Below are 23,317 nucleotides of genomic sequence, written 5' to 3' on the forward strand. Positions count from 1 at the left end.
GGGAGTTCCTTTTTTATTGCAAAGCTCATTTTAGACAATTACAGGAATGCTCCTAATATCATCTAAAAAGAAATACCCCCTCAGCACCTGTTTAGCGTATAAAAACCAGCTGAAGGGGTAAAATTACTTAGAATTTTGCAGCCGCCTCAGTAAGAGGAGGTACAATCTGCTTTTTGCGGGACATTACCCCTGGCAGATGAATGCAATCGCCGGATGCATCCTGCTGGAAGGCATCGGCAATCAGCTTCTTAGGCTCACCGTAGAATACCAGGTCTGTTGCCTCCTCAATAATATCGGTAACCATGAGCATAATCAGGTTGTAGCCTTCCTGGTCGCAAATATCCTTCATGGCGGCAGTAATATCTGCCTTCATACCCAGGACCTCAGCGGTATCCATAACGGAAATCTGGCTTACCAGTGCCTTGTAGCTGCCAAAGCTAAAGGGCTTGGAATCATTTTTGGCAATCTCTGCCGGAGTCATGTCGCCTACCCCGGCACCGGCCTTCAGCATGGCCATGGCGTATTCATGGAGGTCCACTCCGGCGATTTTGGCCAGCTTCTCGGCGGCCTCATGGTCCTTGTCAGTGCAGGTTGGGGACTTGTACAGAACGGTATCGGACATGATGGCCGACAATAACAGACCGGCAATATCCTTTGGAATATCGATGCTGTTGCTCCAGAACATGTTGGCAATAATCGTGGAGGTACAGCCCACCGGCTCCGTATGGACGAACAGCGGACCGGCGGTGTTCAGACCGCCAAACCGGTGATGGTCCATGATTTCCAGCAGCTCAGCCTCTGCCAGGCCATCAATTGCCTGGCCTACCTCATTGTGGTCCACCTGAATAAGCTTCTGACCAGCCTCTACCTTGGTGACCAGCTGGGGAGCCGCCACGTTGAAATAATCAAGGGCGTACTGGGTTTCATTGTTGATATCAACTCAACGGATTGCCGTTGCCTCCTCCCCCATGGCCCGCTTGAATGCAGCATAGCCGAGGGCGGCGCAAATAGAATCGGTATCCGGATTTTTATGTCCTACAACGTAAATACTCATTTAAAATAATCCTCCTAAAATATATTGAAAAACACCTCATCTGTCAGCCTGTAGGCTGACATCGACGGAGCTCTGATCCTAGTACCCTTGGGTGCTTCCCCTCCCCTACGGGACTAGCTCATTTCATTCGCGTCGCAGGGGAAGACTGTGAAATTAGTCGGCAAAGCATTAAAAGTACCTCATCCGTCAGCCTATGGGCTGACACCTTCCCCATGGGGGAAGGCTTTTTTTAAATACCTCATCCGTCACGCAAGACGTGACACCGGCGCAGACGGTGGGTGAGGGTTTTCCATCAGGTTCTGGGGCCTGGACCCACCTGCTGGAGATTGACATATTCCAGCTGGCGCATGGCCTCATAGGCCACCACGGCCACTGCATTGGACAGGTTCAGGGAACGGGCCCCCTCAATCATGGGAATACGAATACATTTTTCCCAATTTGCTTTTAATATAGGCTCAGGAATACCAGCGGTCTCCTTGCCAAATACCAGCATATCATCCAATTGGAAGGTAGTCTCGGAATGGGCGCGGGGGGCCTTGGTGGAGCAATAATGAAAATTGTGATCACCATATTTCTCCAAGACCTCCTGGAAGCTTTCATGAACATGAACCTTTACCAGGTGCCAATAATCGAGACCAGCCCTTTTTAAATGCTTATCATCAATGGAAAAGCCCAGGGGCTTTACCAGATGAAGCTCAATACCGGTGGCCGCACAAAGGCGGGCAATATTGCCGGTATTGCCGGGAATTTCCGGTTCAATAAGAACAATGTGCATTATATAACCTCAAATATTAATCCGATGTTACCACTGCGCCCCTGGAGGCGGAGGTGGTCAGCTTGGCATAGCGGGCCAGATAGCCGTGCTTGATTTTTGGCTCTGGCTTTACCCAGGCTGCCCTGCGCTTGGCCAGGGTTTCATCGTCTACCCGAAGCTCCAGCTTGCGGTTTGGAATATCAATATCAATAATGTCCCCGTCCTCAATAAGGGCAATGGGCCCACCGGCCATGGCTTCCGGGGATACATGACCAATGCAGGCCCCACGGCTGGCCCCGGAGAACCGGCCATCGGTAATAAGGCCCACCTTCAGGCCACGGCCCACAATGGCCGCCGTCGGATTAAGCATTTCCTGCATGCCAGGACCCCCCTTAGGGCCCTCGTAGCGGATAACCACCACGTCACCATCGTGAATGTCCCCATCCATAATGGCATTAACCGCATCCTCCTCAGAGCTGTAGCACTTGGCCTTGCCGGAATATACCAGCATATCCTCGGCCACGGCAGATGCCTTTACCACCGCATTTTCCGGGCAGAGATTGCCGGAAAGAATGGCCAGACCGCCCTCCGGACGATAAGGCTCCTCCACGGTTTTTATTACATCCGGACGCAATATCCGTGCATTGGCAATGCGATCGGCCACGGTACCGCACACCGTAAGAGCGTCGGTGTGAATAATGCCCTTCTTGGACAGCTCCTTCATTACAGCGGAAATACCACCGGCCTCGTTCAAATCAACGATATGATGATGTCCCGCCGGGCTCAGACAAGCAATATATGGCGTGTTGTGGCTGATTTCATCAAACTTCTGGGCCGGCAGCTCAATACCCGCCTCATGGGCAATGGCAGTGAGATGAAGTACAGTGTTGGAGGAACCGCCGATACCCATATCCACGGTAATGGCATTTTCAAAGGCCTTTTGAGTCAGGATATCCCGGGGCTTAATGTCCTTCCTGACCAGCTCCAAAATGCGCTCACCGGCCCGCTTGGCCAAAAGGCGGCGGCCGCCGGTATAGGCTGCCGGAATGGTACCATTGCCAGGCAGACCCATGCCCAGGGCCTCGGTAAGGCAGTTCATGGTATTGGCCGTAAACAAACCGGCACAGGAGCCACAGCCAGGGCAGGCCACAGCCTCAATGGCAGTCATATCCTCCCCGCTGATTTTACCGGCAGCAAATTCACCGGCGGCCTCAAAGGACTGGCTGACGCTGATGTCCTTGCCACGATACCGGCCCGGCAGCATAGGTCCACCGCTTACCACGATGCAGGGAATATTGAGACGGGCGGCTGCCATAAGCATACCCGGCACCACCTTATCGCAGTTTGGAATCAGAACCAGCCCGTCAAAGCCGGTGGCCATGGCCACGGCCTCAATGGAGTCAGCAATCAGCTCACGGCTGGCAAGTGAGTATTTCATGCCGGTATGTCCCATGGCGATACCATCGCAAACGCCGATTGCTGGGAACTCCATAGGAGTACCGCCGGCGGCAGCTACCCCAAGCTTGGCTGCTTCGGCAATCTCCTTGAGATGAATATGACCCGGAATGACCTCGTTAAAGGAGTTACAGATACCAATCAATGGCTTCTGCAAATCCTCCGGGCCAAAGCCCATAGCATTAAACAGGGAACGATGGGCGCAACGGGTGGCGCCTTTTTTTACAACATCTGATCTCATAAATACACACCTGCCTAAATATATGATTCTAAAGCGTGCTTGTTAATCTACACACATACGGATATTTTATCATATTTCAGGATTGTTTAAAACTCATAATCCACAAAATAAGCTTCGTGGGAAATGATATTTCGTACTACACCCTTACAACCATAACCGGAATTTAAGCTGTTTTATAACGCCATTGTTCAAATTTTTCTTCTTTAGAAGAAAAATCTTCCAAGTAGCGTTTCAACAAGCTGGGAGATATGCTCGCCAGCTGTTGTAGTTTGTTTTCCCCCACCTAAAGAGGTTGGGGACATCTTAAAGCTCGTTATTTTTATCCCCCCAAATTACAAAAAGCTCCCGAAGGAATTATTCCCCCGGGAGCTGTTTCATTGGTTAATTATTCGCTATCATAATTTTTCTTTAATTTTCCACCGTATCATTATCGGTCTGGTCTGAGGAACGGGCCCCAAAATCCAGCACGCCCGGAGCAAAGACTACATGCTCCTTCAGCTTGGCACCTGGCTCGGTCAGCATATGCCAATCAAAGATAAAGGTACCATGTAAATTGGTTTCACGCTCCCTCATTCCATCCACAACACTGAGATTGTCGCCGTAGAGCTTATTAAGATTCATTCCGGCGTCAACCAGCACGGCCTTGGAGGTTCTGACCCAGCCATCAGTAAATAACTGATAGCTCCGGGCCTTGCTGTTGGCCATGGACAGGTTGTTCCAATAAACCAGCTGTTCTCCGTCATGGGTTGGGGTACGACCATAGATGGCCATATCCGTAAGCTGGTTATCAAAATGTATCTTGTCTATAGCCAGAACATCATCTGTGAGCAGCTGGCCCTCATCCACATGTACAAAGCCACGGTTGGACCAGAGATTTGCCATATGGGTACCAGTACCGGAGCTGAGGCTGTCGATAGAGAAGCTGCCATTGATAAGCTTCTCGTTTCCGGCCCCCATGGCTGAAAGCTCAAAGATGGAGCTTCCGCCCTTGGCGGTCATGGTGCCGATTTGAATGAAATTACCCGTCAGGGCCACATCAGGAGTAACGTCGCCACTGGCCTGGGCCCGCACCTGGTTGACTCTGGAGGCTTCCGTATTATTTTCCATTTGCAGGAATACGGCCTTGCCCTCGGCCAAATTTAGGAACAGATCACCATTGGTCAGTGCCACATGGGTTACTTCCTCAGAGGTTATATTGTTGCTATTGATGGAGCCTTCACCGGTGTTGGAAATGGTGGTATCATGTCCGGCAGTCACATCGTGGATACTGATATCACCGTTCTGTACCCTCATATTCACATCCTTATTGGCGGAAACATCCTCGGTTACAATATTACCGCTCTGTACCGTCATATTTACATCACTATTGGCGGTAATATTATTGGTTTCTATATTGCCACTGGCCACCGTCATATTCACACCCTTATGGGCGGAAATATTTTCGGTAAGAATATTGCCGCTCTGTACTGTCATTTTAACATCACTGTTGGCGGTAATATTTTTGGTTTCTATATCACCCTTTCCTACCTTAAAATCCACCAGATTGCCGGTAAGATCCTTGGCAACTGCGATGGAACCATCTTCCGTAAGTGCTGTAACATCACCTGTCACATTCACCGTACTGTCAAAGGATACATCCCCGGCCTCCTTCGTCTGAATATTCATGTTCCGCTGGGCCTGAACCGCATCTGTTACGTGCAAATCGCCGTTGCGGCCAATGAGCTCAACATCGCGGCCTGATTCCAGTTCACCATTCTGCTCGATGATAATATTCCGGACTCCGGAGGCGTATTTGTCGCCACCGGCTGCCATGGAAATATCCCCATTTTTCGTGGAGGTCTTGCCATAAATCCCGATTGTACCCCGATTTACACTCATGTTGATGCTTTCCTGGGCAGTGACGGTTTCCACATCCGGCCCATTGTCGCCAATGGTGACATTGCCGGTATTTACCTGGGCACCAATATTGCCCTGCTGGGCCCGCAGCTCCTTACCAATGTTGATATCACCCTGCTTAACGGCAAGCTGCATATCACCGGTCTTGGTGGTAACCGCCGCCCCAATATCAATATTGCCTTCATCTGTGGACATGGAAAGATCCTTATGGGCCTGTACAGTATCGCCAATATCAATATAGCCTTCCTCAGTGGCCAGCTTCAGGCCGCCCTGGGCCGAATTAACCGACGCACCCACATCAATGTTGCCTTTGTTTGTGGTGACGGAAACATCCTTGGTGGCCTGTACAGTATCGCCAATATCGATATTGCCCTGGTCAGTGGCCAGCTTCAGGCCGCCCTGGGCCGAATTAACCGACGCACCCACATCAATGTTGCCCTGGTTGGCAGTGACGGAAATATCCTTGGTAGCCTGTACAGTATCACCAATGTCAATATTGCCCTGTTCCGTGGTCAGCTGTACATTACCAGTTGTGGAATTGACCGAAGCACCCACATCAATGCTGCCCTTGTTGGCAGTGACGGAAATATCCTTGGTGGCCTGTACACTGTGGCCGATGTCAATATCCCCCTGGTCAGTGGCCAGCTGTAAATTGCCGGCTGTAGAATTAACCGTGGCACCAATATCAATATGGCCATTGCCGGTGGTCAGGATGATATCACTGGTGGCCTGTACATCATGGCCCACATTAATATCACCATTGGCAGTTTCCAATTTAACGGTTCCTTCTACATCCACATCTGTATCAAAGTAAATACCGCCCTGTTCCTGCAGATCCGCCGTCAAATCCTTCTTGGACTGTATGCGGTCAGAAATATGCAGATCACCATTGCCCAGATTGAGATTTATCGCTCCGCCAGACTCCAGCTTACCGTTCTGGTCGATAATAAAGGTGCTGTTGCCCTCTCCAGGAACATAATTCTTGCCATTGGCCGATATAGTAATATCCTTGTTCTTGGTGGAGGTCTTGCCATATACCACCACCCGTCCATCTTCGGCGGTAAACTCAATACTCTCCAGGGCCGTAACGGTTTCCACGTCAGGCCCATTATTACCAATGAGGATATCCCCCTGGCCGGAGCCAATCTTGATGCTTCCCTCCTGGGCAGTTACTGTCTTCAGAACATCCACCTTGCCCTTGTTGGTACGGATGGACACATCCCCTGTCTTTGCCAGTACATTACCGGCATCGCCCAGGCTCTCGTCACCCACAATTATATTGCCCTGATTGCTGGAAATAGCCACCTGCTCCTTGGCAGTAATATCTTTTCCTACAAGGATATCGCCCTTTCCGGCGGTCAGGTTTACAATACCCTCCCGGGCATTGATGGTATTGCCTACCAAAATGTCGCCATTTTCTGTGGTAATCTTCACATCCTTATTAACATCCACATCGTCTTCAAAAATTACACTTCCCAGTTCGTCTATTTCAGCACTAATCCCCTTCTTGGCGGCGAGCTTGTCCGAAATGTAGATATCGCCGTTACGCCCATGGAGATTAATGTTTCCACCGGAGTCCAGCATACCATCCTCTTGAATTATAAAGTTTCCGCCTTCCTTTCCTTCAACATATACATCCTGACCGGCCTTCATGGCTATATCGCCATTCTTGGTAACCGTCTTGCCTAAAATATATACCGTTCCCAGGTCAGTGCCAACGGAGATATTCTTATTTGCTGTAATTGTTTCATCATTATGCACATTGGCAGCACCGATGGAGATTTTTCCCTTTCCGGTCTCCACCGATACATTTTCCTCGGCGGACCTGATGGAACGCAAAACTAAAATGTAACCTTCCTTGGTTCCAATATTAACATCCTTATTGGCCATTATGGTAACTCCCTGGTCGACATTTTCCTGACCAATGGTAATATTTCCCTTATCAGATATATTAACGTTTACCGGACCGCGTTCAGAAGCAATATTTCCTATAAGGGAGATGTCTCCATCACCATGTACATGGAAGATAGCTTCATTGCCTGCTTTAATGGAAGTCTCCTTGGTGGAGCCAGTTATTTCAGCCGGCAAATTACCAATATATATACCCTTCTGTTCATTGGTAGGATTGGAGGTAGTTGCTTCAACATGAACATTGTTGCCGGCATCCACGGTACCCATATAATAAACTGCATCCCGGGCCAGCATGTGGATATCGTTGCCTGCCTCCAGGCCCCGGCCAATACCATAAATAGAACCCTTTCCTTCGCTTGCCAGGGTAATATCCTGCTTGGCCGAAACATCACCCAGAAGCAAAACATCATTGTTGGCACTGAGCACAAAGCTGCCCAGAGCCTTCTCCCCACCGAGAATTTTCATACCTTCATTGTTGTCCACCAGGAAGCCAAGATCCCCATCCTGGGCACGGTTCGTTAAGAACACATCGCCTCTGACATCATCCTTCATAAGAGCCGTGAAGACTCCGTCACGGGTGGTGACAACCTTTACATTGCCATCTATTTCCGAATAATCTTCAGCAGCGTTGCCGATATAAACACCAAATGAATTTTCATCATTTTCCAAAGACACCTCCTTGCCGCTGTAGGTCTCCACCACCGGCGTTGCGATTTCCACGCCCTTCTGTTCCTGAACAGCACCTCCGGCGTGAATACGCAAGAAATTATAGGTCCCATCTTCAGGCACAGCATTATTGATATCCAAGAAATTAGCTTCCTGGGTGCCGGTGGAAATATTACCGCCAATAACCACATTTTCATGGGTGGAGTTAATATCAATATTATTATTGGCCGTCAGCTTGCCCTTGTTCTGCATATTGCCCATGGATTTCAGGGTAATGTCACGATTAGCAGAAGCATCCCCGGCGATGGTCATAGCACCGTCATCGGAGGTAAGCTTCATGTCATTACCAGCCGTCAGCTTGCCAGTGGTGTTCATGTCACCCTTGGAATTCATGGTTATATCATGGCCCGCGGAGGTATCCCCACCGATGGTCATAGCACCGTAATTGGCGTTAATGAATGCATCATTACCCGCCGTCAGCTTGCCAGTGGTCTGCATATCGCCATCGGAATTCAGCAGCATATCGTGGTCAGCAGAAGCCTCCCCACTGACGGTTATAGCACCGCCAGTAGAAATAAGCTGCATATCATTAATTGCCTTAAGTTGGCTCCTTGTTTCCATATCACCCTTGGCAATCAATATCATATCGTGATTGGCAGTTGCATCCCCTTTGATGGTCATAGCACCGCCATCGGCGTAAAGCTTTGCATCATTACCCGCTGTCAGCTTGCCGGTGGTCTGCATATCGCCCTTGGAATTCAGCAGCATATCGTGGTCAGCAGAAGCCGCCCCATTGACGGTCATAGCACCGAAAGAAGAAATAAGCTGCATATCATTAATCGCCTTAAGCTGGCCAGATGTTTCCATATTCCCCATGGAGCGCAACGTCATATCATGGTTGGCAGCTGCATCCCCTTTGATGGTCATAGTACCGGCCGTGGAGGTGAGCTCCATATCAGTACCAGCCGTCAGCTTACCAATGGTATTCAGTGCCTTCTTGGATTCCATTATTATATCACGATTAGCCGTTACGGCCCCGCCGATGGTCATAGCACCGGCCGTGGAATTGAGGGTCGCATCATTACCAGCCGTCAGCTTACCGGTGGTCTGCATGTTGCCCTTGGAAGTCAACCCAATATCTCCATTGGTAGTGGTTACATCCCCATTAATGGTCATAGCACCATCAGTGGAGGTAAGGGTTGCATTATCCCCGGCCTTAACCTTGCCCGTGGTCTGCATATTGCCCTTGGAAGTCAGGGATACATTATGGTCAGCGGAAGCATCCCCGCCGATGGTCATGGCACCGGCTGTGGAGGTAAGCTTCATGTCATTACCAGCCGTCAGCTTGCCCGTGGTATTCAGCGCATTTTTAGATTGCATCATCATATCACGGTTGGCCGTTGCATCCCCACCGATGGTCATTGTGCCGGCAGTGGAGGTGAGCTTCATGTCATTACCAGCCGTAAGCTTGCCAGTGGTATTCAGCGCATTTTGGGCTTGCATCGTCATATCACGGTTGGCCCTTGCGGCCCCTTTGATAGTCATTGCTCCGGCAGTGGAGGTCAGCTTCATGTCATTACCTGCCGTAAGGCTGCCCACAGTTTGCATATTGCCCTTGGAGTTCAGCGTAATATCGTGGTTAGCCAAAGCAGCCCCGCCGATGGTCATTGCACCACTGGTGGAGGTCAGGTTAATATCCCGGAACGCCGTCAGCTGGCGGTCCGTCTGCATGCTTCCATCAGATTTCAGGGTAATATTGCCCTTATTCTCATCCTGGCCACCATCTGCCTTCAAATTTGAAAGCACACGAATTACACCCTTGGTCTGCCGATTTTCCACGTCAATATTACCATTGACGGTCGGCTCAAGGGAGAGCTGTAAGGTATTGGCATTTGATTTTATTAAAGCATCGCCCAAAATTGGCGTATTGGACTGAGCGCCCTTAACCAGAACAGAACCAAAGCTATTGCCGGTACCCTGCAAATCAACGGTCCTGGCACTTACTGCAGTGACCTTGGCAGACTGGATGCCTGCGTCAGCCGCCTGACTGATATTAGCCTGAGTCGAAGTCAGAGTCACATCCTTGCCGGCACTAAAGCTGGTATTGGCCGCCTGGGACAGGGTACCCTTTGCCCCCAGGGAAATACTGCCCGCAGCCGTAAGGTTGCCTGCATTAACCAGACTGCCGCCATTCCGGAGATTGTTGACAGAGATATCCCCGGCCACCTTCCGGTTCACAGCAACCGTTAACGCATCAGCATTGTCCATGATGCGGACTAATCCGTCAATGGCCGGCTTTTCAGCGGCCGTGGTAGATATGCCATCCACTGTAATGCTGTTAAATGCGTTTGCAATATTATCCAACAGCAGGGAGTTGCTATTGAAGGTCTTGACCTCATTGGCGGTGATGGCCCCCTTGCTGGTCTGGGTGATGATCCCATCAGCAGCCGTCAGCGTCAGCACCTTGTTATTGTTCCCTGTAAGATCTCCTTCCTTTACAGTACCATCCAATACCAAATTATGCGCTGCCGTAAGAGTCACATCTCCACCGGCCTCAATGGATCCAGCCACTGTCTCCTTGGTAACTGTTTCAACACTGTTCTTCTCCTCTTCACGGCCCACGGTCAGGGAACCATCGCTGACAGCAGTAAACTGGCCCACTGTCGTGATATTGCCCAATACCATGGTGCCGTCCTGAATGCCCAAAGTCACACTGCCCATACCACGAAGGAAGGCTTCCTTGGCGTTGATATTCACCGGTGCCCGGTCATTCAAAATACGGATAAGATTATCAGCCTCGCCCACTATGCCAGTATTATGGTCGGTATTGAATTCCAGCTTCTTACCGGCATTGATGTAGGACAAGGCAATATCGCTGTTGGCATCGCTCATCTTGAAGCCCTTAGTGCTATTCAGGGAAATCGTGTCGCCTGCATACATGGCTCCCACACGCAGAACGTCAGCAACATTCATGTTCTTAATGAAAATGCTTTCATCGGCTTTGGCCTCGATCAAATCCCCGTCAACAAGCTGAACATTCAGCGGCTTATTCAGTTCACCGATGCTCTCTTCACCACCGGCAAGAATAAGATTCTTACCCTTGATATTGATATCATTGCTGGTGAGGGCATTGTAAATGCCTTTGTCGGAAACGAGACGCACATCACCTGCAGCATTGTTCTGTGTGGCATCCACAAGGCCCACATTGATGACAGAGTTCTCCCCTGCTGCATCCTGGCGGCCAGCCACAGACACATTGCCACCGGCACTTACATTCAGCGTACCGCTGGCATTGATGCCCAAGGGCATATTGTCCCTAATCTCGAAGGCCAGCAGATTGTCATTGGCATCCCGCTTGGCTTTAACATCAGAAGCGTTTACATTCATGAGCTGCTTCATCTTGTTGATGCCATCATTACCGGATAACTCTGCCATGGTAATCTCCCTGGTCTGGTCGGAGAAGCTGCCAACCATCCCCTTGGTGGCGGATAAGGTAATATTATGCCCCAGTACATTGGCTGCCTGCTTCGTCTGAGGGCTGCCGCCCCCCTGCGAATTAACCAGCTTTTCGCTGACAGCATACAGCATCATGTCCTTGGTCCACTCAAAGGTCGGATTGTCGGCCTTGCTCTTCAGCTCTTTATAGGTGGCGTCATTGGCCAGATAAGCAGCTGCATTGTCATGCTGGGAATATTTATAAGCAGCACTGTCCTTCAGATAGTCAGCTGCCGAGCCATACTTGCTGTACTGGGCATACTTCTCCGCACTCTTGGCATAAGCCATGAAGGCAGCGTTACCACTGTCAGCCAATTCCCGGCATTCCTCCGGGGAAAGCGCATCATATTTCGCCTTGTTGGCAAGATAGGTGCGATACTCAGCGGAAGCAAAGATTTCCTCCACTGCCGGCTTCTGCTTATTGTATTCCTCCAGCCATTGGGCCTTGGTCTTGCCCCCATTATTGACGTCATAAGCGGCTGTTACATTGGCCTGGTAATCGTCCCGGCTCTTCTCCAGTCCTTCTATATATGCCCCCTTGTAAATATAATTTCCATTTCCATCCTTTTCACCGTCAATCAGGCCGGCATCAATCCAACGATGCACCATCTCATCCACATTGTTGGTGGAATGAGCTTTATCATCCTTTGGAAGTCCGTCTATGAAGCCGCCATTTGCCACGGTCAGCTTCACATCCCCTGTCATGGACTCAATCTTGCCCACACGCATATCGCCGCCCTCAGCAGCCTCAGTGAGATAGATGCTGCCATGGGCATCGGCGTTGACTTGGGCACCATAGCGATCGGTAGCGTAAATCAGATCCGAAGCAGCAAGCTGGATGGCCTGATTTGACGTACCAATACCACCCTCCTTGCTGGTCAGATTGATGCTCCGGCCCTCTACGGTGGTACCGGTACCCGACTGGGTAATATTCCCCGCTGCATTCAGACTTACATTGCCCAAGGATGCCGTGTTGTCGAAGGCCCTACTTCCATCCTGGCTCTTGAGGGCCACGATTTCCACGTTGCCCGGCAAAGAGCGGTTCTCCAATATGCCGCCTACGGCGGTAATGTCAATATTTCCCTTGCCGGTAGAAATAGCAGTAAGCTTGATATTGTCATCCACCTTGGTAACATTGCCGTTGCCATCCTTCTCAGCCGTGCCGACAGAGGCAAGATGGATATTTTTAATATCATTCTTGGCCTTAAGGGTCACGATTTCACTCTTCAGGGTGGTGTTGTCCAGCTGGGAAATACCACCGGCCTTGGAGTCGATGTTCAAGGCAGCCTGATTGTGGAAGTTGGCCACATTGCCCGTCAGGTTGATGCTGCCGCCATTGGCGTTGGTGCTCTTGATGTCAATTTTGCCCACCTCAGAACCAAGCAATCCAATTTTTATGTTGTTGGAAGCGTTTATGGAAAAGTTGTAAATCTTGGCCGTAGTTGTTCCTTCACTCCAACGGGTATAGCAATTCTTGAACCAGCCCAGGAACCCTGTCTTTTCAACCCAGCTCGTCCAGTCAGAAACAGTACTATCAATCAAATATGAATTTGCGTCAACACGGATTTTTCCTGTAGTCGGGACGTTATTGCCATTTGCGTTTTCCACGATGACGGCCCCTTCAGGCAGACCTACAGTCCTTAACTGTACCGGGCTGATTTCCGTTATATTTGTCGTATCACTGCGAATCGTAGTGGAATCCTGGGTCTTAACCGCACCCCACAAGCCGTAGCGCACATAGTGCTGCTTAATGACCGTTCTTCCTTCCGAATCGCCCTTCGTCCAATTATAGGTTTGATTTTCTTTCGGAGTATAGAGCAAGGAATTATTTACAGAAAGATTATTGGTGCTCTTGGCAGCATTGGCATAAAGGTCGCCGCCACTTGCGAGGTTCTTCAAATAATTGGCATAGCCACTAATGCTGCGGGTCTGCCCCCTCTTATACTCGGTCCAGGTGTCCTTGGCCGTATCGGCGATGGTGATGATACCTTCCCGCTGATTATTGAGGACCTTGCCCACATTCATATCCACCGCAGTTTGATTCTCCACGGTAATATCCGCTGCACCATCTGCCGCCATAATTCGGCCGTCACCGGTGCTGGAAATTCTGCCCGTCAGATAAATCTTGCCTCCTGCGGTATCAATGTCCTCCACAATAAGCTTTTCCGTGGTAGGATCCCAATAAACCTGGGCTACATAGTCAAAGACTTTATCCGTGTCGTTCCACTTGGGACCGCCCTCATTAACCTTGTACATGGTACGGTTCTGAATGACAGCCGCACGACTGGTGTTATTCTGCTTCGCTGCATCCAGCTCAGCCTGTGTCACCGTAGCGTAATAGTTTTTGTAGCCACTTTGAATGAGACCGTTCACATTAATATTGGCGGCAGATACATAGACATCCCGCCCGGCGATATACCCCGTAACTGCTGTGGAGGAGTTAGTTCCCTGGGCAGTTCGAGTCATTGTGGAATACATTTGACCTTTATGGTTTTCATCAGGTACCATGATTTTCCAATTAGGCATTGCAGTTGGCAATGGCTGATACTCGGTATAATATCCTTGCCACCCGTTATTAGCATCGTTTTTCAACCTCGTTGCATCATCCGCCAAATACTTCTCCGGGTCACCGTTGATATTGACGATACCCTCTTTGTAGTCCTGGGCAATGGTGCCTTTTTTAGCCGTCAGGGTTACCGTATTACCAAATACGCCGGTAGGACGGTCCTGGGTACCACCGTTGATGCGGATATCCCCGCTTTCGTTGTTGATGGTCACTTTACCATAGAAATTGCTTACCTTACCGTTCACCTCCACATCGGTGATGGCAGTATATTTGAGTTTTCCGTCTCTAATATCTTTTCTGTACTGCTCCTTCTCAGCCTCTGAGAGATTGCTGGCATTAATCTCATTATTCAGTGCTTCGGTCAGCGTAAGAGTGCTGTTTTTCTCACTATCGCTGGCAAATTGTTTGGCATTATTAATTGATAGATTTGCCGCTTCGCCATTCACTACGCCATAAATCTTGCTGAAGGACGCCCCAGCAGAGCTGACATTGACTTTGTTGATTTCTGCATTTCCCTGAGTTGCTCCCGGTGGAATGACATGATCTTTATTATAGATAATCTTACCACCCTTCTCGCCCATCAGAATGTTATTAATCTTCAAATAAGCATCAGAGTTGTTGGTAATGGTAACCCCAGGGGCAGAATTGGCCTCAAGGGTTCCTGTACCCTTTAAGTCATTGGTCTGCACATTGATATTGCCGCCGCCGGTGGCAATATCCGGTATTTCCACATAATAGACAGGACGACCGGAATTGACATACACCGTCTTTCCATCTTCATCCTTCTCCGTAAGTCCCAGACGTACCATTTCGTTTTGGATACGAGTGCGTTCCGTAATATAGGCGGCCATAACCGTGGCATTGTTTGTATCTTTATTTTCGCCATAGGAGGCAATCAGTCTGTTCAGTTCCCCCAGCCGATTTCCTAGCGTATTGGCATAGTCAAAGCTGCCCTGGGTAACACCGTTTTTCACCCGATTATTGGCCCTGTTATCAGGAGCTTCTATCTCCAGTCCGCCAGCCACACTGCCATTAATGGTCAATTCAATTGGGTCAGCAGTACCGGCAATAAGGGAGCCGGTAACATTGACCGTACTGGTTTTCGGCATGGACTCCTCCGCCACCACAGCATCAGAGGTGAGGAAGGTTTTATTGGTGCTGGAGCCGCCCAAGGCCCAGTTCCAAAGGCTCTGGTCCTTGGTGATATTTTCCTTGCCGCTGCTGCCGATAACGTTAATATCTCCGTTGGACCGCACGATGCCGCCCACGTCTACTGTGCCCTTGTCCTCTTTGATCTTATAGTTCACCCTTGGGGTGGTAATGGAAATCACGGAATAGTTGTAGGCACCGGATTTGAGATCTGCCTTCAGACTGGCCAGTGAGCCGTCCTTATTGGCTCCGGCGAATAGATTAACCCTGGCGCCGCTGTCAATATTGCCGTTTACCGTCACATTGTTTTGACGGTCCATATTAATGTTATTTTTGGTCACAATTGGGCTGACCACACCGGCATAAACCGTGCCATCCACCTGGGATTTAATAGTTTGGTCATCATAGGCGGACAGAATAATATCCTCGGTGGAGGCGGCCTTTTCGTTGCTAAGAGCCGCTCCAGTCTCCACGTTTACTTTATTCTTGATATCAATATTGAACTCACTGACCGCATCCGTAACGGCGATTGCTCCGCCGCCCTTGGCCTCCACCATATTGGTCAGGTTGTGCTGGGAATTTGCAATGTATTCCTGCAACCTGTTGGTAGTGATTTTGGCATTTTCACCAATAGTAATCGTACCCTTTTCGTCCAGGTTCAGCAGGCTCCGCAGACGGTTGCCGGAGATGACACCGCCGAAATGGTCCTTCAGGGTAAAGGACTGTTCATCCTTGTTGCCCTTCTCGTTTGTATCGTCATAGGCACCGGTGATAACGGAATTAGTGGTGCCAATATGAACACGGTCAGCGGTTATGTCCGCATTCTTTTCCACCTTGGCATCCGTGGTGGTATTAATCGTATTATCCACGCTGGTACCACCTACGCCGGCAATACCGCCATGACCCTCGGAAGCCGTGAGACGGGTTTCATCCTTCTGGTTGGCCAGGAGCCAAAGATCCCCGGCAACATCCCATTTGCCACCCAGGGTGCTGCTGACCTCGTTAGTGGATTTATTGTCCACATGGGCACCCACATAGCCCACCAGACCGCCGCCACCGGCGTCGGCAAAGGCCTTGCCAATATTCTGGCCATTGGTCAGCACAAACAGATTCTTCAGCTTCGTGGTCCCGGTTTTACCCGTAAGGCTGGTTTCCAAGGTCTCCTTACCGCTGATGTCGGCACTGGTATTGCCCACAGCCACCGCACCTGCCGTAACACCATAGATATATGCCTTCCGATCCACATAGGACTCATTACCCAAAAGGAGGGTAGCATTCTCGTTAAAGCTGCTATTTCGCACGTTAACCTTGGAGGTTACATCTGTATTTAAAACCACTGCATCCGGAGCTACAGCAATGCCGGAGACATTATGCCCCTTTACATTGCCTTCCAGAGTACGGCCGCCGGCATTGCCCAGCTGAGCGGAAAAATCCACTACTGCTGCATCGAAGGTGCCGCCGGCCACATCTACCTCGGCCCCCATATTCATGACACCCTTGCCCCGCATCCGGCTTACGCCGAGGAGGGAGACAGTGGTATTGCCTGCACTGAGCTTGGCCGTGGTATCATTTGTTGCACCCAAATGGAGGATACCGGCAGTAAATTTACTGCTCGTATCCTTAATTTTGGCCACAGCATTCCCCGTGGACAGGTTATTATCCTTTCCTCCATCCTCGATGGTGGCGTGGTTCACTGCCACAGCAACACCGCCGACGCCTACACCCTGGGTATGGGCTTCCAGGGCATTGGCCCGCTTGGCATCAATGTCGATAGCCTGAGCCGCAGAAATATTATTGGCACCCGCCAGGGTAACGCCCACATTATTTTTATTTTCTACACTGGCAAAGGTGGTAGTAACATTCAGGGCCGACACACCTACATTGGTGATTTCGGATTTATGCTTGCTTTCATCCGTTGCGCTGATGGTTACATTCTCAGCTCCCTTGATGGTGCTGTTGGCGATGTTGATATCCATTGCGCCCTTGTTGACGATACCGGCGTAGCCCACGCCTACGCCGCCGAGAGCACCTACGGTAACGGCCGTTACTTCCACCTTGGAGCCATCTCCAGACTGGGTCTGCAGAGCTTTGACATTAACGTTATTACCAACCAGAGTGGCATTGTCCATGGTCACATCGGTATCGTAATTCGTGTGGATAATGGCATCCGTTACATTCACAGAGGCTCCGCCGCCTGCCGTGACATTCACACCCTTGGCAGAGATATCGCTCTTCTCCGTTGCCGTCACATTGAGGTTTTCGGCAGCGGTCAGGGAGGCGTTGCCGTTGATTAAGGTATGGATGCCCTGCTTGTCAATTTTTTCCACAGGCACGGAAAGGCTTACAGTGGTATTCCGTGCATCGGCAAGATTATTCCGTTCGTCCCCCTTCAAGCCGTAGAACTTTGCTCCATTGATGCCCAGAGCTCCTTTGATGTCATTCACACCCAGCACATGGACATCATTACCATGTTCATCCTTTACATCTTCACCATACAGGGCATTTTGGATTTTGCTCTGGGTGGTGCTGTTTACATTCATGGACTGGCCCTTTTCATCCTGGGCATTACTAAGCTGAGCGTCAGTAATGCTCTTGTTGATAGAGGTAACGGTTACATTGACGCCTGCTGCGACGCCGCCTACGGTGACGCCGGTCACCTGACTGTCAAAGCTGCGGTCTTCGTCCGCCTTCACGTCGATATCATGGGCCGCTTTTATGGAGCCGCCTGTCACCTGGGTGCTGACACTGCTGCTGATGTTGTTCAGGGTAACGGCCACACCGACACCCACAAGGCCGCCCGAGCCCATACCTCCAGTAGACTTGGCCGTCAGCTTGTCAGTGGCGTTCACCAGCACGTCATAGGCGGCCAAATTACTGTTGGCTACCAGAGCCGAAGTCGCACCGGTAGTATTATTGATGCCCACGTTGGCAGTCAGGCCTGCACCAAGACCAATAGATGCACCGGCCGCAACCAGGAGATTCCGCCATTTATTCTCATTCAGTGCCTGGACAGAGGTATTCTTCCCCTCTGTGCTGCTCTTGGCCTTGAGATCGCTCCTATCCACCTCAGCCTTGACGGTGGAGGTATCGTCCATAACCGACACACCGGCCCCTGCTGTAACAGATACCATGCCGGCAGCTGCACTGGCCGAAATATTTTGGGTGTAGCTGCTGCCAAAATGCTCGGCCTTGATATCCGCCTTGCCGTCAAAAATCGTATTCACATTGGACAGCAGAGCACTGGTGGTGCTGGTGTTCTTATGGCGCATGATGCTGTCGCCGGAAGCGATACCCACCTTACCACCGGAGGCAGCCACGCCAAAGGCAAGGGCATTGGAGCCATGCTTGGCCGTGGCATCCACGGTCAGGTTTTTAGCGTATATATTCTTCTTATCAGAGGCAGAGGAAAGCTCTGCTTCCGTCTTACGGTCAAAGTTTTCCCAGTTGGCGGATACGCCCACAGAGGCCCCTAATAATGCCCCGCCGCCTATGGTAGCCGTACCGGTGAAGGAGCCAAAGTTCGTATAATTCACCGCATTGACATTTACATCGGAATAGCTGTTGGCCGTATTGATAACAGCGTCCTTAATTTTGGCCGTAGTATCCCCGGTAACGGTGTTGATGTTAACTGTACCGGCAAGATCAACTCCCACATTGCTGGAAATAGCCACGCCGCCGGAGGACTGCTGGGAAATGATGGTATGGGTGGCCGAGCTGTCCACCACAATACCGGTTTTACCCTCCTCGGCACGGCTGCCGCTCAATTTAGTATTACTATCTGTTTTAAGATCTATCGATTCGGTATCAAACAGCTTGTTATCCTGCGGACGGGTGACCTTAATAGACCCGGTATCAGCGGCCTTCAACGAGCCGCCCTGTACCAGTGCATTGGTGCTGCCTTCTATTTTGTTTATGGAAACAGATGCTCCAAGTCCGACCTTGGTATTGGCCCCAATGGCAAAGCCCCCGGCAAAGTTGTAGAGGCGGTCGTCGCTCTGAGCCACTACGCCCACGCTGCTGTTGGAGGTGAGGTTCTGTTTCTTTATAATGGCGTTAACATCGTTATTGATATAGTTGTAGCTGCCGGAGCCGGCGAAGGCCACATAGCCGCCTACGCCTACTGTTCCCCCTACACCTACGGAATGAATATCGGCGTCGCCGGTGGCCCGTACCTGGGTAAGACCGGCATTGACCGTAGTGTCTGTGTTATCGCTGGCCATCTCCGCAGTGGTATTTTGCTTTGTGCGGTTAATGGCCACACCGGCCGTTCCCTTCACTGCTGTACTTATATCAATATTGGCTACGGCCCCTACAGTGTTGATCTTACTTCTGGTATCTGCCGTAACATCGATGGTAGGATTATCGCTCACTCCTTGATTGATATTGCTGTTATTCAGAGCCGCCCTGCTGGTTTTGTAGATATCCGAGACAGCGGCTGCCCCCTGAAGGGTGAACCAATTTTTACCCCATTGCACACCAAGGCCGGAGCCCACTGTGATAACCCGGGATTTCTCCAGTTCATTATTATTCTGCTTGCTGTCCTTGACGGATACTTCCACCTTGCCATTATTCGTGGTGGTGATATTCACATGGTTAATTTCAGCCAGCAGGCTCTCCTTTTTCTCATCGGTACCAACCGAGGTATAGGCCACAGCACCGCCGAAGCCTACCTTTTTGCCGCCCACTGAAACGCCGCCGGCCACAGTAGTCTTTTTGGACAGCTCCTCAGCGGTAACGGACAGCTCCTTCACGTTTTTCAGTTCAGTCTTTTCCCCTGTAGTTCTGCCCCCAAGGACGCTCTCCGTATTGTTCACGCCCCGATTGATGGCCACGGTTCCCGTTGCACCTACAACGGATTGCTTGATATTTACATTTACGGCACCAGCCACAGCCAAAGCCTTGCTCTGGTTGGTGGAAGCCAATTTAACAGAATTTTCGCCCCCATTAAGATGAATAATATTGTCCTTCAGATAGGTGCCGGTGGTATTATTCAGGGAGTTATAGGCCAGGGACAGCCCAACAGCCATTCCCTTGCCTCCGGCCACCTCACCGGCAATATTGATGATGGATGAGGTATTCTGGGCCTGTTCGCTGATATTCTTGCCTGTGATGTTATTGTTTGCAAAGGTAACCTTGGTATCATTTTTCAGGTCGTTCCAGCTGCCGGAACCGGCCCCGTTGAAGGTCTTGCCCCCAATGGCCACACCGGCCCCTACAGAAACGATGGTGGCGTCAGTGGCCGCCTCCCCATTCACCGTCTCAGCCGTGAGGGTGGAGTTGGTAATATTGGCACCAATATCGTTCTTCACATAATTGTAGGCAATGCCTGCACCAAAGCCGGCATCGCTTTCCAGGCCGCCGGCCATGGCGGCAGTGATGGTCAGACTGTGATTTTTGCCCAATTCATCCTTGGCATCGCTCTCGTCTTTTGCAGCGTCATCGGCAATCTTGCCTTCATCGGTAGTTTTTGCAGCACCATTCAAGGCGGATTGCTCGTCACCATTCTCAAGATAAACCTTACCCGTGGTGTCTACTCCCACATCCTCAAGGGTTTTCTTGTTATTCTTGTCCGCATCCACGGCATCCTTCAGTACGGATTTAGTCTGATTATCCAGCTTGTTGTTGGCCTCAATTTGCTGCTTTTCACTATTGCGTTCTTCTTCACTCTTTTGTACAGGGATTTCTCCGGCCTTGACATTTACCGCGCTATTCGTATCACCCTGTACATTTGCCCCGGAAATATAGGCACTGGTGGTGTTCTTTACGCTGCCATAGGCAAAGGCCCCATTGAAGCCATAGCCGCTCTTGCCGCCTGCCACTGCACCGCTAATCTGGGTGGTGCCCTTCTGGGCTTCCACGTTCACGGCCTGGAATTTGTTCTGGTAGATGCCACCAATGATACCGCTGGACAAATTGTTTTCCAGATTAGCTGCTAATGCCCCGGCAATCTGAAAATCCGTACTGGTAGCTTTGTTATCAATCTGGCCGCCGTTCTCGGAGCTGGTGACCGTATTGTTGACCAACAGGGCATGGATATCCTGGTTGACCTTGTTATAATACGCCACACCTGCTCCGGCCACATTGGTGCCATCGCCCTTGGATACACTGACACCCATGCCGGCCGCCACTTCTATACCAGTTTTGCTGGCCGTATTGGAGACAGACTCCACCGTCTGCAGATTAGAATTGCGCAAAATAGAGTCCACATCACGGTTGGAGCTGTTCATGGCGAAGGTACCGCCAATAGCCACCTTGGTGCTGGAGCTTCCCTCTTTCAAAGAATGCTTGATATCGGTGCCGCCTAAGGTGATGGAGCCCAGGAAATCTGTGGCAGAAAGGGCAACGGAGCCCACGGCGTCATTCCCGTTCTGCACCGTCACATTGTTCAGCACAGCATCCGTCCGACCGCCCAGGAAGGTCAGGGCCACGCTGCCCTCCATGCCAATAGAAGCCCCGGCACTTTCTGAGGAACCGGCAGAAGGAGCTGCTCCCTCATCCTTCTTATCATTATCCGGCTCCGGGTTGGCCGCCGAGGCGGCTTCCTTACCTGCGCCTGTTGCATTGTTCTTCTGATTCGTTACCTTAGGGTCTTGCCCTTCCCCGGTATTTTCGGTTACAGTTGGGGCCGCGCTTTCATTCTGGGCCGTTACAGTGTCATTTTCCAAGGCATCAGTGTTGTTCTTGGCCTCTTTAGCTCCTTCATCGCCCTTCTTGGACCACTTTGTCCACTTTTCGGAATCCTTATTATCATTTCCGCTGGTGTCCTCTGAGCCACTGGTTGAGGCCTTGGCCTTGGCATCGTTCTTGAGCATACCGGTGGTGATGGCGGCAGCGGTGTAGCTGCCCGTGGTAATGCTGCCCTTGGCATTGCCGGTGGTGGCTGTACCCAGCTTTCCGGCAAAAGTATCACCGGCAACGGTTCTGGCCAGTGCGGCATCCTGATAAACCTTTTGGGCGGCCTTTTCCGCGTCCGTAGTACTGCCGGAGGGCGCACTAATACCACTGCCATTATCGCTGATCATGGCAAGACTGTTTACATCATAATTTACAATTCCCACACCAATGCCAAAGGCCTTGGATCCGGTGACACCCGTGGATTCGCTGCGGGCCGAATTATCCACATTGGTACTATTGGTGGCAGTAAGCATTACAGCAGGTGCCGTGGTGCTAATCTCATCATCCAGGGAGACGATGCTGTTGCTGTCCCCGTAAGAGAGGGCCACCATGCCGGAAACACCGATGGATTCTCCCTTGCCGGCATTTTTCACCTCGTTTTTGGTGTCCAGGGAGTTGTTGGCCGTTGCACTTACCGATTCGTTACCGTTAAGTGCTGCGCCCTTGCCCGCCATTATCAGGCTATTTCCGCTGATGTTCTGGAGACCCACGGTAGCACCGATACCAACCTTGTCGTTGCCGTCAGTGGCACCATAGCTTCCCTGGGCATTAGCTTCAGCGTCAGCGGACAGGCTTACCGCACTGCCATCTATCTTGGTCTGCTGACCTAAAAGGACAATGGCATTATTCTTCAATGTGTTGATGCCTACGGAGCCATCCAGCACAACGGTGGCCGGGGTCTCCTTATCGGCCTGGCCTTCGCTGCTGACTTCGTAGGAAATGACACTGTCCGTATCCTTGTTATCCTTCTGGTATTTGCCCATACCGGCGGCAGCGTCCAGTGATACGGCACTGCCCTTAATTTGGGCAGACTCATCCCCGTCGCTGTCAAGCACAATATTGGCATTGTTCTTCACATTGCTGACCAATACGGCAGCACCAATTTCCACCTTGGCGGAATTGGCCTGGGCATTCTTCACCGTCAGCTTAAGGCTGTCCTCTTTTTCCCCAGAGGCCGTCATCAGGGTTTTGGCAGAGAGATTTACCGCACCGTCCGGCGTATCCCCCAGCTCCGGCTTCGTGGCCGTAATCACAGCATTCTTCCCAATGGTCACATTAGCATCGTTCTTGTTGGACAAAATGCCTACGCTGGCTCCAAGCCCAAAGGCCGAGGTTTTCTTCTCATTGCCGCCGCCCTCATTGGTGCCCTCCACCTTGTCCTTGACATCCTTGATGCCGCCCTTGCCGTCTGAACCGGCAGCATCCTGGGTCTTTTCGTCATTGGCATCGGCCGAG

The 23,317-nt window shown here is 50.9% G+C and carries 3 protein-coding genes and 1 pseudogene; all 4 read right to left on the reverse strand.

The features are described from left to right. Window positions 1–127: 127 nt before the first annotated feature. The 4 genes and pseudogenes from Q0Y54_RS04825 to Q0Y54_RS04845 all read right to left on the reverse strand — a co-directional run bounded on the left by Q0Y54_RS04825 (window position 128) and on the right by Q0Y54_RS04845 (window position 23,235). Window positions 128–1,054, reverse strand: a pseudogene (locus tag Q0Y54_RS04825) (manganese-dependent inorganic pyrophosphatase). 292 nt (window positions 1,055–1,346) lie between these two features. Then, on the reverse strand, window positions 1,347–1,829 hold the full coding sequence (gene trmL, locus Q0Y54_RS04835) for a tRNA (uridine(34)/cytosine(34)/5-carboxymethylaminomethyluridine(34)-2'-O)-methyltransferase TrmL (RefSeq protein WP_297964856.1): 483 nt from the start codon (window positions 1,827–1,829) through the stop codon (window positions 1,347–1,349). Between the two features lie 16 nt (window positions 1,830–1,845). Further along, window positions 1,846–3,504: a dihydroxy-acid dehydratase gene (ilvD, locus tag Q0Y54_RS04840; RefSeq protein WP_297964858.1), complete on the reverse strand. Its 1,659-nt coding sequence runs from the start codon at window positions 3,502–3,504 to the stop codon at window positions 1,846–1,848. Between the two features lie 408 nt (window positions 3,505–3,912). Continuing rightward, window positions 3,913–23,235 (reverse strand): hypothetical protein, encoded by a 19,323-nt coding sequence (locus Q0Y54_RS04845; protein ID WP_297964860.1) that lies wholly within the window; start codon window positions 23,233–23,235, stop codon window positions 3,913–3,915. Window positions 23,236–23,317: the final 82 nt, after the last annotated feature.

This window comes from uncultured Anaerovibrio sp. (assembly GCF_947302755.1).
Classification (GTDB): domain Bacteria; phylum Bacillota; class Negativicutes; order Selenomonadales; family Selenomonadaceae; genus Anaerovibrio.

Bases quoted from the DNA above. Each gene is read 5' to 3' on its own strand.
- trmL (WP_297964856.1), bottom strand. From the start codon at position 1,829: ATGCACATTGTTCTTATTGAACCGGAAATTCCCGGCAATACCGGCAAT.
- ilvD (WP_297964858.1), bottom strand. From the start codon at position 3,504: ATGAGATCAGATGTTGTAAAAAAAGGCGCCACCCGTTGCGCCCATCGT.